At 39.0% G+C, this 16,562-nt stretch carries 13 protein-coding genes and 1 pseudogene; 12 read left to right on the forward strand and 2 right to left on the reverse strand.

The window, feature by feature from the left end; translation table 11 throughout:
* The first annotated feature begins 151 nt into the window (after positions 1-151).
* The 8 genes from HV560_RS02740 (at position 152) to HV560_RS02775 (ending at position 7,872) form a co-directional block, all read left to right on the forward strand.
* Positions 152-1,660 carry a sugar ABC transporter ATP-binding protein gene (locus HV560_RS02740; RefSeq protein WP_159628869.1) on the forward strand — a complete coding sequence of 503 codons (1,509 nt, stop codon included), beginning with the start codon at positions 152-154 and terminating at the stop codon, positions 1,658-1,660.
* A gap of 124 nt (positions 1,661-1,784) precedes the next feature.
* Positions 1,785-2,831 (forward strand): ABC transporter permease, encoded by a 1,047-nt coding sequence (locus HV560_RS02745; RefSeq protein ID WP_176812106.1) that lies wholly within the window; start codon positions 1,785-1,787, stop codon positions 2,829-2,831.
* An 18-nt stretch (positions 2,832-2,849) separates the two neighbouring features.
* Entirely contained in the window at positions 2,850-3,959 is a 1,110-nt protein-coding gene (locus tag HV560_RS02750; protein ID WP_159628871.1) for an ABC transporter substrate-binding protein, read from the forward strand.
* A 195-nt stretch (positions 3,960-4,154) separates the two neighbouring features.
* Positions 4,155-5,048 carry an SMP-30/gluconolactonase/LRE family protein gene (locus HV560_RS02755; RefSeq protein WP_176812107.1) on the forward strand — a complete coding sequence of 298 codons (894 nt, stop codon included), beginning with the start codon at positions 4,155-4,157 and terminating at the stop codon, positions 5,046-5,048.
* Between the two features lie 56 nt (positions 5,049-5,104).
* The gene (locus HV560_RS02760; protein ID WP_176812108.1) at positions 5,105-6,577 is read left to right on the forward strand and encodes an FGGY-family carbohydrate kinase; all 1,473 of its coding nucleotides are present in this window, start codon (positions 5,105-5,107) and stop codon (positions 6,575-6,577) included.
* A gap of 212 nt (positions 6,578-6,789) precedes the next feature.
* Positions 6,790-7,104, forward strand: a complete 315-nt coding sequence (locus HV560_RS02765; RefSeq protein WP_159628873.1) for an ElaB/YgaM/YqjD family protein — start codon at positions 6,790-6,792, stop codon at positions 7,102-7,104.
* 89 nt (positions 7,105-7,193) lie between these two features.
* A complete protein-coding gene (locus tag HV560_RS02770; RefSeq protein WP_159628874.1) occupies positions 7,194-7,601 on the forward strand; it encodes a phage holin family protein in 408 nt (135 codons plus the stop codon).
* A gap of 4 nt (positions 7,602-7,605) precedes the next feature.
* A complete protein-coding gene (locus HV560_RS02775) occupies positions 7,606-7,872 on the forward strand; it encodes a hypothetical protein (RefSeq protein ID WP_238336870.1) in 267 nt (88 codons plus the stop codon).
* A gap of 250 nt (positions 7,873-8,122) precedes the next feature.
* Here the strand turns inward: HV560_RS02775 and HV560_RS02780 are convergent, their stop codons facing one another.
* Positions 8,123-9,721 (reverse strand): glycerol-3-phosphate dehydrogenase/oxidase, encoded by a 1,599-nt coding sequence (locus tag HV560_RS02780; protein WP_176807861.1) that lies wholly within the window; start codon positions 9,719-9,721, stop codon positions 8,123-8,125.
* Between the two features lie 364 nt (positions 9,722-10,085).
* On the opposite strand from HV560_RS02780, the gene glpT reads away from it, so the two are divergent.
* The 4 genes from glpT to glmS all read left to right on the forward strand — a co-directional run bounded on the left by glpT (position 10,086) and on the right by glmS (position 15,604).
* The gene (gene glpT / locus HV560_RS02785; RefSeq protein WP_176812109.1) at positions 10,086-11,531 is read left to right on the forward strand and encodes a glycerol-3-phosphate transporter; all 1,446 of its coding nucleotides are present in this window, start codon (positions 10,086-10,088) and stop codon (positions 11,529-11,531) included.
* A gap of 63 nt (positions 11,532-11,594) precedes the next feature.
* A complete protein-coding gene (glpQ, locus tag HV560_RS02790; protein WP_176807863.1) occupies positions 11,595-12,668 on the forward strand; it encodes a glycerophosphodiester phosphodiesterase in 1,074 nt (357 codons plus the stop codon).
* Positions 12,669-12,934: 266 nt separating this feature from the next.
* On the forward strand, positions 12,935-13,696 hold the full coding sequence (locus HV560_RS02795) for a DeoR/GlpR family DNA-binding transcription regulator (RefSeq protein WP_176807864.1): 762 nt from the start codon (positions 12,935-12,937) through the stop codon (positions 13,694-13,696).
* A 72-nt stretch (positions 13,697-13,768) separates the two neighbouring features.
* Entirely contained in the window at positions 13,769-15,604 is a 1,836-nt protein-coding gene (gene glmS, locus HV560_RS02800; protein ID WP_176807865.1) for a glutamine--fructose-6-phosphate transaminase (isomerizing), read from the forward strand.
* Between the two features lie 129 nt (positions 15,605-15,733).
* On the opposite strand, the pseudogene HV560_RS02805 reads toward glmS, so the two are convergent.
* Positions 15,734-16,559 (reverse strand): annotated as a pseudogene (locus HV560_RS02805) (cysteine ABC transporter substrate-binding protein).
* Between the last annotated feature and the right edge of the window lie 3 nt (positions 16,560-16,562).

Genomic DNA, 16,562 nt, shown 5'->3' on the forward strand with positions numbered 1-16,562 from the left:
AAATTCACAAGCATTTGTTGAGAAACAGCGAACATTCCCTGTTCACTAAAGAGGGATAAAATTAAGCGAATAAATAGTTCGTTTGGTTTGAAAATACAAGCGGTCATAATTCGCGAAGAATTTACAAACAACTTCCTCATAAGGAGGAGAAATGACACAGCCAATATTGAGTATGCATCACATCATTAAACGCTTCGGTAGCCATACTGCGGTGAATGATGTCAGCCTTGATATTCATTCAGGCGAAATTGTTGCATTATTAGGGGAAAACGGTGCGGGTAAATCCACACTGATTAAGATTCTTGCAGGTATTTACCATTGTGATGAAGGCGAGATCTTATTCCACAACCAAAAAATCCAATCAGCGAATGCGATTGAAAAAGGCAATAAAAAGCCGATTGCGTTTATTCACCAAGATCTAGGTTTAATTGAATGGATGACGATTGCGGAAAATATGGCTTTTGTAATGGGTTTTCCTCGCCGCTTTGGCTTAATTGACTGGGCAAAGGTGCGTGAGCAATCCCAAAAAGCCCTCGATTTTGTTGGTATTAAACTTTCTGCAGATACCCGTGTTTTTGATTTGAGCCGTACTGAAAAAGCCTTACTTGCTATTGCCCGTGCGGTTGCAGTCAATGCTGAGATTCTAGTTTTAGATGAACCCACTGCCTCCCTTCCAGCTTCCGATGTAGAACATCTCTTTACTGTCCTTAACCGCTTGCGTGAGCAGGGTGTAGGAATGATCTATGTTACTCATCGTTTAGATGAAGTAATTGCGATTTCTGACCGCATTTTAGTTATGCGTGATGGTTTCCCTGTTGCTGAAGGACAAACCAAACTTTATGATGTGAAAGGTTTGGTGAAAGCGATTGTGGGAGAGGAGAGCCGTGGCAGACAACGAGTAGCTCTACCAACGGATATGCCAGAAATTCTTCATCTTGAAAAAGTTGTTGTTGGCGATACTGGCCCTGTAAACTTCCGCTTACATAAAGGCGAAATGATTGCTCTTGCAGGCTTGCGTGGTGCAGGGCAAGAGGAAATTGGTCGATTACTGTTTGGCGAACGTACGCTTGATCAAGGTGTCATTCAGTTAGACAAGCGGCCATATTTTGCTAAAAATCCGCAAGATGCGATTGCCAAAGGTGTGGCTCTGGTTGCAGGCGACCGTACCCGTGAAAGCGTATTTATGTCAATGACAACGAGTGAAAACTTGTTTATCAATCCAGTACTAAGTGGACATTCTCCGCTCAAACGTTACTCTCGTCGCGAGGAGTGGGGGGAGAGTTGGTATAAATTCCAACTGTTCGATATTCGTCCGAAGAATCTGTTTATTGATGCGAGTGCTTTATCAGGCGGTAACCAGCAAAAAATCGTTCTTGCCCGTTGGATGCACTTAAATACTCCAATTCTGATTTTGGAAGATCCAACAGCAGGGGTGGATGTGGGTGCAAGAGCTGAAATTTACGATTTACTCAATAAAGCATTGGCCGAAGGTGTTGCTATTATTGTGATTTCTACCGATTTTGAGGAAATCGCTCATTTATGTAACCGAGCGTTAGTTTTCAATCGCGGTGAAATTGCGGGCGAACTCCTTAATGAAGAAGTAACTTTTGCGAATTTATTGGCGTTAGCGTCGGATAGTAAATCTAAACAAGCGGTGTGATTTTGCAAAAAATCTACCTATTTTAACCGCTTGTAGGGAGTGGGTCCTGTGCTCACTCGTCAAATCATCTGAGTATCGGGCGGGCACAGGACCTACCCTACGAAAAAATTTATAGGGAGTTTATATGGCTCAAACAAACATCAAATCAACAGCGTTAGAACAACCCGTTTCTATCGCTCGTGATGGCTTTATGGCGTGGTTTTCACAAATGTCCACTCGTTATGGTTTATTAGGTCTTTGTATCCTATTAGTGATTGTTTTCTCACTTACTACAGATTCTTTTGCCTCAATGCTGACACTCAATGCAATTTTAGAAAGTAAATCGAAAATTGCACTTTTAGCTTTAGCAGCAACGACTACGATGATTGTTGGTAAAATTGACCTAAATGTTGGTTTTGGTATTGTGTTATGGCACATTTTAGTTATTACCTTGCAAGTACAATATGGCTTCTCTTGGTATATGGCAATTCTTGTCGTCTTGGTCATCGCTGCTCTTTATGGATTGCTAAATGGAATTTTAGTTGCTTTGGCAGATATTGACAGCTTTGTCGCAACGCTTGGTTCAGGTACGGTGCTTTATGCAGTTGCATTGTGGCACTCAGGCGGGCGTCAAATTGTGGGTGATTTACCAGATGAATTTATCGCACTCAATAGTACGGAGTTTTTCGGTATTCCCATTTCAGCATTTTATGTATTAGCGGTTGCGATTGCATTATGGTTAGTCACCGAGCACACCCCAACTGGTCGTGCAATGTATGCAGTAGGAGCAAACCCAGCCGCTGCTCGTTTAAACGGAATCAATATTAAAAAATACACTATCGTACCGTTTGTGGTTTCAAGTGTCATTACTGCTTTCACTGGTGTACTTATTTCTGCCCAACAAGGTGTAGGGCAGGCAAGTGTAGGTATGGACTACTTACTTCCAGCATTAGTAGGTGCATTTTTAGGAAGTACCACTATCCGTCCAGGACGTATTAATGTGTGGGGAACGGTAGTAGGTATTGCAATTCTTGCTATCGGTATTTCTGGTATTCAACAATTCGGTGGAGCCTTCTGGGTTGAGCCGCTATTTAATGGTGCAACATTGTTGCTTTCTATCACAATCGCAGGCTATGCTCAACGCAAACGCTTGTTAAATCAAAAAGCTGTACAGAAAAAATCAACCAACTAACCCTAAGAGGATTTGATTATGAAACGCACATTTCGTACAACCTTAACCGTACTTGCAACTTTAACCACAGTTGCATTTGGTCGTAACGCTTTTGCGAATGAGGATCCATTCGTACAAGAAGCAAAACAACTTGTCGCAGCTGCTACGGCAAAACAAGAAAAATGGGACGGCCCAAAAACAGGCCCACAATTACAAAAAGACAAAACAGTGATTTTTATCGCCTCAGATATGAAAAACGGTGGTGTACTTGGTGTGATTGATGGTATGAAAGAAGCGGTAGATGTAACTGGCTGGAAGTTAGATGTATTAGACGGTGCAGGTACGGTAAACAACCAATTAGCAGCTCTTAACCAAGCGATTGCTCGTAAACCAGATGCGATTGTTATTGGCGGTTGGAATCCGAATGTGGCGAAAATTCCACTCCAGAAAGCAACTAAAAATAGCATTACACTTGTAGCGTGGCACGCAACGCCAGAGCCAGGTGCAATTGATAAATATGGCATTTTCTATAATGTCACCTCTGATTCTGATGAAATTGCTCGTCTATCAGCGATGCTGGCAGTGGCAGATTCTAACGGTAAAGCCAAAGCGATTATTTTAACCGACTCGCTTTACGAAATTGCACTTCGCAAAGCAAACGTGATGAAAGAAGTGATCGAAAAGTGTAAAGAGTGCAAGGTATTAGAATTTATTGATACACCGCTTGCAGACACTTCAAGCCGTATGCCTAACTTAACTTTCAACTTATTACAAAAATATGGTGATGATTTAGAGTACGCACTTTCGATTAATGACCTTTACTTTGACTTTATGGCTCCTTCTTTACGTACCGCAGGTAAAAATAAACCATTAAGCATTTCAGCAGGTGATGGTTCTGTAACGGCTTATCAGCGTATTCGTAACGGAGATAAACAGTTTGCAACTGTACCAGAGCCACTTAATTTACATGGTTGGCAGTTAGTTGATGAGCTAAATCGTGCTTTTGCGAATGAAAAAGCGTCAGGCTATGTAACACCAGCTCATTTAGTAACCAAAGAGAATGTAGCTTATGATGGCGGTGTAAATAACCTTTACGATCCACAAAATGGTTATAAAGATGCTTATAAAGCGATCTGGGGCGTGAGGTAAAATGTAGGGGCGAATCAAATTCGCCCTTAACAAGCGGTTGGATTTTGCAAAAATTCTGTAAAATGTGACCGCTTGTAATAAAAATAAAAAATGAAGTAATTTCTTCGCTTATGGCTACTGCCAAATATCCCCTAACCCCTCGTAGCTCAAAGAGAGGGGAGATTTGGCAGAATAGAAACATAGCTGGTAATAAAAATGAGTAATAAATTTATCCCCCAAATTTCCGACCCTCGCTTTGCGGAGCTGGTCGGCACACATTTTGAAATCGAAGAGCTGTTTGACGGAGCAATTTGGGCAGAAGGCCCAGCGTGGAGCAAACCGCAGCAAGCTCTCTATTTCAGCGATGTCAAAGGCTGCACACTTTACCGCTGGACTGAAAAAAACGGCACACAAATTTTCCGCAAACCGTCAAATTTCTCCAACGGCAACGCTTTTGATGCGAACGACAACTTAATTACTTGCGAACACGGTAATCGAGGTATTAGTTTAACGACACCCAGTGGCGAATATCGTTTCTTGGTCGGAAAAATAGACGGCAAAAAGCTCAATTCACCGAATGACGTGGTAGTAAAATCAGACGGGACGATTTGGTTCACCGATCCGCCGTACGGCATTTTGTCCGACAACGAGGGCAAGCAGTCACCAAGTGAAATTATCGGCTGTTATGTCTATTGTTACGACCCGAAAAGCGATAAACTCAACATTGCCACCTTTAACACAATGCGACCAAACGGTTTGGCATTCTCGCCAGATGAAAAACAGCTGTTTGTGGCAGATATGTCAAGTGTGGAGTTTGATGCAGATGGTTTACATCATTTAGCCGTTTTTGATGTAGATGGCAACAAACTTAACAACCGTCGAGATGTTGTTGAAATAAATCCAGGTATTCCAGACGGTTTTCGCATTAAACAAAATGGCGTGATTTTTTGCTCTTGCGATGAGGGTATCATCGCTCTTCTGGCTGATGGTACAGAACTTGGGCGATTTGTGCTAGGTAAACCAACTTCAAATTGCTGTTTTGGTAATGATGAGCATACACTATTTGTTACTTGCTCAAATAGCGTTTATCGTTTAACAATAAACCCATAAAGATAAAATATTTTTGCCTTTACAAGCGGTTATTTTTTCACAATTTTTTACAAATAATGGATAGCAAAATGAACTACACACTCGGCATTGATTGCGGCGGTACTTTTATCAAAGCCGCACTTTTTGATAATCAAGGGAATATTCAAGCACTTCATCGAGAAAATGTTTCGGTTATTAGCGAAACAGCAGGTTATGCGGAAAGAGATATGCTGCAGTTATGGACTGTTTGTGCTGAGGTGGTGCGTTTAACAATTGAAAAAAGTGGTGTAAATCCAGGTGATATCAAAGGCGTTGGGATTTCTGCACAAGGTAAAGGTGCATTTTTCTTAGATAAACAAAATAAGCCATTAGGGCGAGCAATTTTATCTTCTGACCAACGCTCGCTTGAAATTGTAAAACAGTGGCAAGCAGATGGTGTGCCACAACAACTTTATCCGCTGACTCGTCAGACATTATGGACAGGTCATCCCGTTTCTATTTTGAAATGGGTGCAGAAAAATGAGCCAGAGCGTTACGCACAAGTCGGTTCAGTATTGATGTCGCACGACTATTTGCGTTTTTGTTTAACAGGAGAGTTGCATTGTGAGGAGACGAATATCTCTGAAAGCAATCTCTATAATATGGCAAAAGGTGAATACGATCAAAGTTTAGCTGATTTATTGGGTATGCCTGATGTATTGGAAAAATTGCCACCAGTGATTAAGCCAAATAAGGTTGCAGGTTATGTCACTTATGACGCTGCAAAATTAACGGGTTTAGCTGTAGGGACACCTGTCGTTGGCGGCTTGTTCGATGTGGTCTCAACCGCTTGTTGTGCGGATTTAGATGATGAAACCAAGCTTAATGTTGTATTAGGTACTTGGTCAGTAGTCAGCGGGATTACTGATAATATTGATTTAAGCCAAGCACTGCCGTTTGTGTATGGACGTTATGCCGAACCAGATAAATTTATTGTACACGAGGCGAGCCCAACTTCCGCAGGGAATCTGGAATGGTTTGTGAAGCAGTGGAGCCATTTAAGTTATCAGGAAATCAATGAAGGAATTGCTGCGTTACCTGCTGCACAAAGCTCAGTATTATTTGTGCCATTCTTGTATGGTTCAAATGCAGGTTTAGGTATGCAAGCAAGTTTCTACGGAATGCAGTCTTATCATACGCAGATGCACTTATTACAATCGATTTATGAAGGGGTGCTATTTAGCTTAATGACGCATTTAAACCGTATGTTTATCCGCTTTCCAAAAACCAAAGTATTGCGTGTTACAGGTGGACCAGTTAAATCAAAAGTATGGATGCAGATGCTAGCCGATTTAACAGGAATGAGACTTGAAGTGCCACAAGTAGAAGAAACAGGCTGTTTAGGTGCAGCATTAATGGCAATGCAAGGTGTTGGTTTAGATCTTAACCAAAAGCCAGTATTGAACGCAGAAATGCAAGTATTTGAACCAAATAAAGAAAATTATACCGCTTATCAGACGAAATATCAGCGTTATCAAAAATTAACTGATGCACTTAAAGCGATGATTTAAATGTATTTGCGATTTTACAAGCGGTCTTATTTTATAAAAAATGCGTAAATGATGATTGATTTTTATTATTAAATTGTAATTTATTTTCAAATTAAATGAATAAAGTGTAAAAATAAAGATTGACATTAGGGTATGGAATCGGTATTTTAACAAATGAGACATAAATGAATTATATTTTATGTCATATTAACTAAATGATAGGGAGAGTAATTATGGCTAAGAATTTATTAGACTCAAAACGTGAAGAATTAACGAATGAAATTCGTGACATTTTAAAAAATGCAGAAGAATTATTTAATGGCACTGCAGATTCATCTACAGAAGAATATAAAAAATTAAAACATAGATTAGCAGAACAATTTGATGATGTTAAATATCGTTTTGCATCATTAAAAGATGATACTATTGATAGTGCTAAAGCAGTTGCAAAACAAACAGACACCTTAGTTCAAGATAACCCATATAAAGCAATTACTGTTGCTGGTGTGGTAGGTTTATTATTAGGTGTTTTAGTTACTAGAAGATAATAATCTTCTTTAGTTAAAATGTTTTAATTGAAGAAATAAGTAGGCCACACCTATATAGGTGTGGCTTATTATTTAATACAAGGAATGATATGTTAGATAATATTAAATCTGGATTTAAAAATAGCCTTGTCACTTTGTTGGAAATTATTCAAGTTCGTGGAGAGATGGCAAGATTAGAAATTAATGAGCAAAAAAATCAATTAGTTTCTGTTTTGGTTTTAGCGTTGTTAATTTTTATATTTTTATTGGTGTCATTTATTAGCTTATTATTTGCCTTAGATAATTATTTATTACCTGAGTATAAAGTTGTTGTATTCTTTGCTATTTCAGGCATAAGTTTATTATTAGTCTTGTTATTTGTATGGGGAATTCTAGCCTCATTGAAAAAACAAGCTAATTTTATGAAAAGTACGTTAGGCGAGCTAAAATTAGATATTGCTGCTTTCAAAAATGCATTAACCTTTAAAGATAATTTTAATGAGCATAATGGGGAATGATGAAATGGAAGATTTAAAACTAACAGAAAAAGAACTTTTAATTATGAAAGGTAGTGCCTTGAGAATGCGTTTTAAAGCCGAAACGCAAAAAACGAAAAACGATATTGTCCAACCTTTTAAACGAGTAAGAAATACAGGTTTATCATTAATTTCATCGCCAATTGGAATGACAGCAGCATTGCAATTTATAAAAAGATTTTTAGGTGCAAAAGGGACTGGTTATTCTATTTTAGGTATGGTTGCCTTATATTTATTGCAGAGAAATAAGTGAATTTCTAGATAATACAAGCGGTTAAAATTACTGAAAAAATTGCAAAATTTTTATAAATTTTAACCGCTTGTTTTTATCTGCCCTAAATAGCCTGTCTTAATTCAAGGACTGAGTTCTTTATTTTATAGAGCTTGGTCCTTTCTTTTCATTTTTATATTCGTGAATTGTTCTATTATGTTTATTCATAAAAAATCTGTACCTTAATCAGCAGTCTAACTTTTGGGGTACAGATTTTTAAGATTGTGATGGATTAAGAGATTAATTGTGGTTGATATTCAACAAGTAAATAATGTTTAGCTACATCAAGAAATTGTGCCACTTGCTGTTGCTGCCAAATATCATCTTTACCCATTTCTTTTGCCATAATAGCGGCAACTTTTACAGCACTGTCAATTGCAGCTCTTGCATCGGTGAAAAGTAATCGAACTCGGCGAGCTAATACATCTTCCACCGTTTGTGCCATTTCGTGTCGAACTGCCCAAATTACTTCTGCAATCGTGTAGTCAAGTCTCGGGTGAATTTTTTCTGCATATTCAGGGTAAGCGGTCATTAATCCACGTAGTTCTGGAATGTCAGCACCGTAAACATAGAGATGATCTTGTAAATTCACCAGCTCGGCAGGAATGTTGCCGTGAATAGATAAATCTACCGTTCTGCAGGGCTTATTGCCCAATTGTGGGTGGGCTTTTAACGCTTCTTCCACGGTATCTTCCGCCATTTGACGATAGGTTGTCCATTTGCCACCTGTAATCGTAATTAAACCACTGGTTGGGTCGGTTAATACTTTGTGGCTACGAGAAACTTCTTTCGTGCTTTGACCTGCTTTTTCAGGTGCAGCAAGCGGACGTTGCCCTGCAAACACGGCTTTTACATCATCACGAGTTGGTTTTTTCGTCAGATATTGCCCTGCCGTTGCTAAAATAAAGTTTACTTCTTGCTCAAGTGGAATTGGCTCGTAAGATGGCTGTTCAATTAAGGTATCGGTTGTACCGACAACTAACACTTCGTGCCAAGGTACAGCAAATAGCACTCGACCATCTGAGGTTTTTGGAATCATCAACGCATCATTACTTGGTAAGAATGATTTATCTAGCACTAAGTGAATTCCTTGGCTTGGCACAACGAATTTTTTTGGACTACCGTGATCCATACTTAGGATATCATTCATAAATACGCCAGTTGCGTTAATTACCGCAGTACCGAATACAAGATGTTCTTGCTGGTTTAACTCATCATAAAAAGTAACACCATCAATTTTTCCCTGTGTGGTTTTATGTAGGGAAGTTACTTTAGCGTGATTAAGTACGGTTCCGCCTTGTTCTACGACTGTTTGTGCCATATTGACTGCTAAACGAGCATCATCAAATTGCCCATCTTGATACACAGTGGCCGCACGTAAACCCAAACTGTTTAATGTTGGTAAACGTCTTTTGGCCTCTGCTTTATCAATATTTTGAGTTTTACCTAAACTTAAATTACCTGAAAGCATATCGTATAAGCCCAAACCTACGCGGTACATTAAACAATCTTTAAGTGTATAATTTGGAATAATAAAGCTTTGATTTTTAAATAGATGAGCTGCATTTTTAGCTAAACGACCACGCTCACGCAATGCTTCTTTTACTAAGGCAACATCGCCATTTGCTAAATAGCGAACACCACCATGTACTAATTTAGTACTGCGACTTGATGTGCCTTTAGCGAAGTCGTGGCTTTCTAATAATAAGGTTTTGTAACCTCGAGAGGCTGCATCTATCGCAACGCCTAAACCGCTAGCACCGCCGCCGATAATGATAAAATCCCATTTTTGTGTTTTTTGCACTTGAGCGACTTGTTCATGTCTTTGCATTTCTTGCTCCTTATGCTCGAATTTGAACTTAATTTTTACTTTATTAGCATAAACGAAAATAAGATGAGTTCAAATAGATTTGTTGAAAATTTAGATCTAAATCACAAAATGCCTTTGTGTTATGACATATATCTATTGTTCTTAATGAGGATTTAATAAAAATTAGTTTAATAAAAGTTGTTGCGATTTTTTCTTTTTCAAACATTTTTGTGCGTAAGAAAGTAAATTTTTTGTGAAATAAATCACATTTTTATAAAAAATTACTTTGTAATTTTTTATTTTCATTTATGATGGGCTGCCTTTAAATCTCTAAAAGAGAATTATTTGAGGTTTTTACTAAGTTATATTGGAATTGGAGAATATTATGTTTGGTCCATTTAAACCCGCTCCTCATATTGCGGAGCTCCCAGCGGACAAAGTTGATGCAAGATATAAATTCTTGCGTTGGCAGGTGTTTGCAGGAATTTTCTTCGGCTACGCCGCTTATTATTTCGTTCGTGCTAACTTCGATTTAGCTCAAAAAGGTTTGATTGAAGCAGGAATGTACACTAAAACCGATCTTGGTGTCATTGGTACCGCTGCAGGTCTTGCTTATGGTTTATCAAAATTCGTGATGGCAGGGATGTCAGACCGTTCAAATCCGAAGGTGTTTTTACCAACGGGTTTGCTACTTTCTGGCTTATGTATGACTTTAATGGGGTTAATGCCTTGGGCAACATCAAGTATTCTCGTTATGTGGGTGATGATCTTCTTAAACGGTTGGTTCCAAGGTATGGGTTGGCCACCGTGTGGTCGTACGATGGTTCACTGGTGGTCTAAATCTGAACGTGGAACAATAGTTTCAATTTGGAATACGGCTCACAATTTAGGGGGGATGGTGCCAGGCGCAATGGTATTGCTAGCGAGTGCATTGTACTTTAGTGAGTTTGGTGTTGAGGCAAAAGCTAAAGATGTTTGGCAACAAGCACTTTACTTCCCAGGTATTGCGGCAATGGTTGCAGCTATTCCAATCTACTTAATTATGAAAGATACGCCACAATCTTGTGGTTTACCGCCAGTAGAAAAATGGCGTAACGATTATCCAGAAGACTATAATGAAAAAACCTATGAACACGATTTAACAACCAAAGAAATCTTTGTGAAATATGTGTTTAAAAACAAATTGTTATGGTATATCGCAATTGCTAACGTATTTGTTTATTTAATTCGCTATGGCGTATTAAAATGGTCTCCAGTTTACTTAGGTGAAGTAAAACACTTTAACATTAAAGGTACGGCATGGGCATATACCATTTATGAGCTAGCTGCGATTCCAGGTACGTTATTATGTGGTTGGATATCAGACAAAGTATTTAAAGGCAAACGTGGTTTAACGGGCTTCATTTTTATGATTTTAACGACAGCAGCTGTTGTCGCATTATGGCTCAATCCAGCAACACCAGAGTCTGAAGTGGCACAATATGCTGGCCACGCTTGGTATGAAAATCCATATCAGCTAATGGACTTCGTTTGGATGACCACTATTGGCTTCTTAATTTATGGTCCAGTAATGTTAATTGGTTTACACGCACTTGAGCTTGCACCGAAAAAAGCAGCAGGTACAGCAGCAGGCTTCACCGGTTTATTTGGTTACTTAGGTGGTACTGTTGCAGCTTCAGCGGTTGTAGGTTGGGCAGCGGATAAATTTGGCTGGGACGGCGGTTTCTATGTGATGATCGCAGGTGGTGTTTTAGCCGTTATCTTAACATTCATCGTAATGATTGAAGAAGGCAAACACAAAGCGAAATTAGGCGATCACTACGGTAAATAATGATTACTAACAAAGGAAGAACGGAAATGGTCTTCCTTTTATTTTTCTATAATGAGGATTTCTATGAAATTTAAATTCAAAACGTTTGTAGCTGCATTGGCACTTTCTGCTGCAACATTCGGTGCATACGCACAGCAATCAGATAAGTTAGTTATTGCTCATCGTGGTGCGAGTGGTTATTTGCCAGAGCATACGTTAGAGTCAAAAGCTTTAGCCTTTGGGCAACAAGCGGATTATTTAGAGCAAGATCTTGCAATGACTAAAGATAACCACATTATCGTGATTCACGATCATTTCTTAGACGGATTAACGGATGTTGCAAAAAAATTCCCAGCTCGTAAACGTGAAGATGGGCGTTATTATGTGGCTGATTTCACCTTAGCAGAAATCCGTACTCTTGAGATGACAGAAAACTTTAAAACTGAAGAAGATAAACAAGTTCAAGTTTATCCAAATCGCTTCCCTCTCTGGCAATCTAGTTTCAAAATTCATACTTTTGAAGAAGAAATTGAATTTATTCAAGGCTTAGAAAAATCAACGGGTAAACAAATTGGTATCTACCCTGAAATTAAAGCACCGTGGTTACATCATAAAGAAGGGAAAGATATTGCTTTAGAAACCTTAAAAGTGTTGAAAAAATATGGCTATGATAAAAAATCATCGCCAGTTTATTTACAAACTTTTGATTTTAATGAGCTAAAACGCATTAAAACCGAATTACTTCCCCAGTTAGGAATGGAGTTAAAATTAGTTCAATTAATTGCTTATACTGATTGGAAAGAGACTGAAGAACAAGACAAAGACGGTAAGTGGATTAATTACGACTACGATTGGATGTTTAAAGAAGGTGCAATGGCGGAAGTGGCAAAATATGCTGACGGTGTTGGGCCAGGCTGGTATATGTTGATTGACGATAAGAATTCAAAAGTAGGCGATATTAAATATACGCCACTGGTAGAAGAACTTGCCAAATATAAACTGGAAGTACACCCTTACACGGTACGTAAAGACGCACTAGCTCCATTTTTTGTCGATGTGGATCAAATGTATGACGCACTATTAAATAAAGCCGGTGCAACAGGTGTATTTACCGATTTCCCTGATACAGCCGTTGAGTTTTTGAAAAAACAAAAATAATTAATTAGTTGAATAACAAGCGGTCTTATTTTTGCAAAATTTTGCAAGAATAAGACCGCTTGTATTTTATTGCTTATTATTTAGCAGGACTATCCATCTTCGCTAAGGTGAATATGGCGTTTGTTCATATTATCGTGAGAATGATTGAAACAAGCGGTTTTATTTTGTATAGATTTTGTAAATCCTTTATTTCTCTATTTTCTTTTGATTATATTTCTTTATAATATATTTTGTTTTTGAATCGAAACTTAAATGGAAGGTGGGTAATGTCAAAGCGTAATACACAACAACGTCGCCATTTAATTGTGCAGATGGTGCAATCGCAACAGGAAGTAAGTGTTGATGAACTCGCCGAAAGGTTTGAAACCTCTGAGGTAACCATTAGAAAAGATTTAACCGCTTTAGAAGAAAGTGGTTTTTTATTGCGAAAATATGGCGGTGCGGTAAAAGTTCCGTCGGAGATGATGGAAGAAGAATTTATTGAGAAACTTTCGATTCAAAAGAAAATGATTGCTCAAGCAGCTCATAATTGTATTCGAGATCATCACCGTATCATTATTGATAGCGGCAGTACTACAGGTGCGTTGGTTAAAGTCTTAGACCAAATAGGCTTGGTTGTGATGACTAACTCGTTAAATTTAGCGTCGGAATTAATTTCTCTTGAGTGTGAACCCACGGTATTAATGACAGGTGGTACTTGGGATAGCCGTTCAGAATCTTTTCAAGGAAAAGTGGCTGAACAAGTGCTACGTTCGTATGATTTTGACCAACTTTTCATTGGTGCGGATGGTTTGGACTTAGCTCGTGGCACAACCACTTTCAATGAATTGGTTGGTTTGAGCCAGGTGATGGCGGAAGTCAGCCGAGAAGTGGTTGTGTTGATTGAGTCACAAAAAATTGGGCGAAAAATGCCTAATATTGAATTGGGATGGGAAAAGATCACGAAAATCATTACCGATAACCAGTTAAGTTTTGAGACGAAAGAACAAATCGAAAAAATAGGGGTTGAAGTGGTGATTGCTGAGTAACGCACCTAAATTCCTGTACGGCTGCCGTACTAAAGTAGATGATTTTTTAGTTTAAATTAGGAATGTAAATTTATGTGTGGAATTGTAGGTGCAGTAGCACAACGTAATGTGGCTGAAATCTTAGTTGATGGTTTACACCGCTTAGAATACCGTGGCTATGATTCAGCTGGTGTGGCAGTATTAAATACCGATGAGAAAAAAATGCAGATCGTTCGCCGTGTCGGTAAAGTGAAAGCATTAGATGATGCATTAGAAGCACAGCCATTATTAGGTGGCACAGGTATCGCTCACACTCGTTGGGCAACGCACGGTGAGCCGTCGGAAACGAATGCTCATCCACATCGTAGTGGTAAAATTGCGGTAGTGCATAACGGTATTATCGAAAATTACGAAGAGTTAAAAGTGCTGTTACAACAGCGTGGTTATGTATTTCAATCTCAAACCGATACTGAAGTTATCGCTCACTTGGTGGAATGGGAGCTACGTTCTGTCTCGTCATTATTAGAAGCAGTGCAAAAAACCGTTATACAATTACGTGGTGCATACGGTACGGTTGTATTAAATGAAGCAGAGCCAGAGCATTTAATTGTGGCTCGTTCAGGTAGTCCACTTGTGATCGGTTATGGTGTAGGTGAAAACTTTTTAGCATCAGATCCATTGGCATTATTAAGCGTAACTCGTCGTTTTGCTTATTTGGAAGAGGGTGATGTAGCAGAAATTACCCGCCGTTCTGTTGAGATTTATGACCGTCAAGGCAACAAAGTAGAACGTGAAATTCACGAAGGTCACTTTGAAGCCGATGCTGCGGATAAAGGTCAATATCGCCACTATATGCAAAAAGAGATTTTTGAACAACCGGTGGCGATTATGAACACCCTAGACGGCCGTATTAAAGACGGTAAAGTGGATCTTTCAGCGATTGCTCCAAATGCCACTGAGATTCTCTCTAAAGTGCAACATGTTCAAATTGTGGCTTGCGGTACTTCATACAATGCTGGTATGGTGGCTCGTTATTGGTTTGAATCTTTAGCTGGCGTAAGCTGTGATGTGGAAATTGCCTCAGAATTCCGCTACCGTAAATTTGTCACACGCCCGAACAGCTTATTAATCACGCTTTCTCAGTCAGGCGAAACGGCGGATACTTTAGCCGCACTTCGTTTAGCTAAAGAGTCTGGTTATATGGCGGCAATGACGGTGTGTAACGTGGCAAGTTCATCTTTAGTGCGTGAATCTGATCTAGCGTTCTTAACCAAAGCTGGTGTGGAAATTGGAGTAGCATCAACGAAAGCCTTTACCACACAATTAACCTGTTTATTATTATTAAATGTGGCAATCGGTCGTTTACAAGGCAATATGAGCGAAGAACAAGAACATCACATTGTGCAATCTTTGCAACGCTTACCAGCTCAAATTGAAAGTGCGTTAGTGTTCGATAAACAAATCGAAAAATTATCGGAAGATTTTGCTGATAAACACCACACTTTATTCTTAGGACGTGGCGAATATTATCCAATCGCAATGGAATCAGCATTGAAATTAAAAGAGATTTCATACATTCATGCTGAAGCCTACGCAGCAGGTGAATTAAAACATGGTCCGTTAGCGTTAATTGACAGCGATATGCCTGTTGTGGTGGTTGTACCGGAAAATGATTTACTTGAAAAAGTGAAATCAAACATCGAAGAAGTGCGTGCCCGTGGTGGTCAATTATATGTATTTGCCGATCACGATGCCGGTTTTGAAGAAGCAGAAGGTTTCAAAACTATCGTATTACCAAAAGTAGATGAAGTAACCGCACCGATTTTCTATACCGTGCCGTTACAACTGCTTTCATATCACATCGCTTTAATTAAAGGCACAGATGTGGATCAACCTCGTAACTTAGCGAAAGCGGTAACCGTAGAGTAACGATAAAAGAAAAACCTTATTCAGCAATGAATAAGGTTTTTTCTTCCTTGAAGTTTACAAGCGGTCAAAAAAGTAAAATTTTTTGCAAATATACTTACTAACCGCTAGCTACCATCCGTTGCAAATCGGTTACTTGGCTAATAGTTCTTCTTTCTCTCCATACACCGGCATTAAGGTTTTTTCATAAGCTGCTTTTAATTTTCCATTGGTTTTGAATTGGCTGATTTCTTGATTAATGAAATCAAGCAATGCTTTATTGCCTTTTTGTACCGCCGGAGCAATTTGCTCTGCCGGGCCAATGTTACCAATAGCAACATCAAAATCCGCATTTTCTTTTGCCCATGCCTAAACCAGAGCGTTATCGTGTGCTAAGGCAACACCACGCCCATCTTTTAAGGCATTGAAGGTTTCAGTATTGTGGTCGAATTTTAATAACTGAATTTCAGGGTGATTTTTGCTGAAATAGGCATCAGCCGTTGTGCCTTTATTCACTAATAAGGTTTTGCCTTCGAGTTGTTTTACATCTGTAATTGGGGCATTTTTCGGCGAAACCACACCTAATGCTACGTTCATATAAGGTTCAGCAAAATCCACTACTTCTGCACGCTCAGGCGTTTTAGTATAGTTGGCTAAGACTAAATCTACTTAAGTATTCCACACGGTTTGCTGCTTCTGTGAGTACGAATTCCACTTTGTCAGGACTACCGAGTAAGTCATTGGCGATTTCTTTTGCAATTTCCACATCAAAACCTTGGCTTTTACCGTTGGCATCAACATAACCAAATGGTGGTTTATCGCTAAATACGCCGATGCGAATCACGCCTTTTTCTTTAATTTGAGCCATGCTGTCTTTTGCTGGTGTATTTTGAGTAGTATTGCCGTTATCACAAGCGGTTAATGTCAAGGCAGCAAAGGCAGTGGCAATTAAGGTTTTTAAAAAGGTTGAACGTTTCATAAT

It is taken from the genome of Mannheimia pernigra (assembly GCF_013377995.1).
Lineage (GTDB): Bacteria > Pseudomonadota > Gammaproteobacteria > Enterobacterales > Pasteurellaceae > Mannheimia > Mannheimia pernigra.

Coding starts and splice junctions, on each gene's coding strand:
- HV560_RS02740 (WP_159628869.1), top strand. CDS start 152: ATGACACAGCCAATATTGAGTATGCATCACATCATTAAACGCTTCGGT.
- HV560_RS02745 (WP_176812106.1), top strand. CDS start 1,785: ATGGCTCAAACAAACATCAAATCAACAGCGTTAGAACAACCCGTTTCT.
- HV560_RS02750 (WP_159628871.1), top strand. CDS start 2,850: ATGAAACGCACATTTCGTACAACCTTAACCGTACTTGCAACTTTAACC.
- HV560_RS02755 (WP_176812107.1), top strand. CDS start 4,155: ATGAGTAATAAATTTATCCCCCAAATTTCCGACCCTCGCTTTGCGGAG.
- HV560_RS02760 (WP_176812108.1), top strand. CDS start 5,105: ATGGATAGCAAAATGAACTACACACTCGGCATTGATTGCGGCGGTACT.
- HV560_RS02765 (WP_159628873.1), top strand. CDS start 6,790: ATGGCTAAGAATTTATTAGACTCAAAACGTGAAGAATTAACGAATGAA.
- HV560_RS02770 (WP_159628874.1), top strand. CDS start 7,194: ATGTTAGATAATATTAAATCTGGATTTAAAAATAGCCTTGTCACTTTG.
- HV560_RS02775 (WP_238336870.1), top strand. CDS start 7,606: ATGGAAGATTTAAAACTAACAGAAAAAGAACTTTTAATTATGAAAGGT.
- HV560_RS02780 (WP_176807861.1), bottom strand. CDS start 9,721: ATGCAAAGACATGAACAAGTCGCTCAAGTGCAAAAAACACAAAAATGG.
- glpT (WP_176812109.1), top strand. CDS start 10,086: ATGTTTGGTCCATTTAAACCCGCTCCTCATATTGCGGAGCTCCCAGCG.
- glpQ (WP_176807863.1), top strand. CDS start 11,595: ATGAAATTTAAATTCAAAACGTTTGTAGCTGCATTGGCACTTTCTGCT.
- HV560_RS02795 (WP_176807864.1), top strand. CDS start 12,935: ATGTCAAAGCGTAATACACAACAACGTCGCCATTTAATTGTGCAGATG.
- glmS (WP_176807865.1), top strand. CDS start 13,769: ATGTGTGGAATTGTAGGTGCAGTAGCACAACGTAATGTGGCTGAAATC.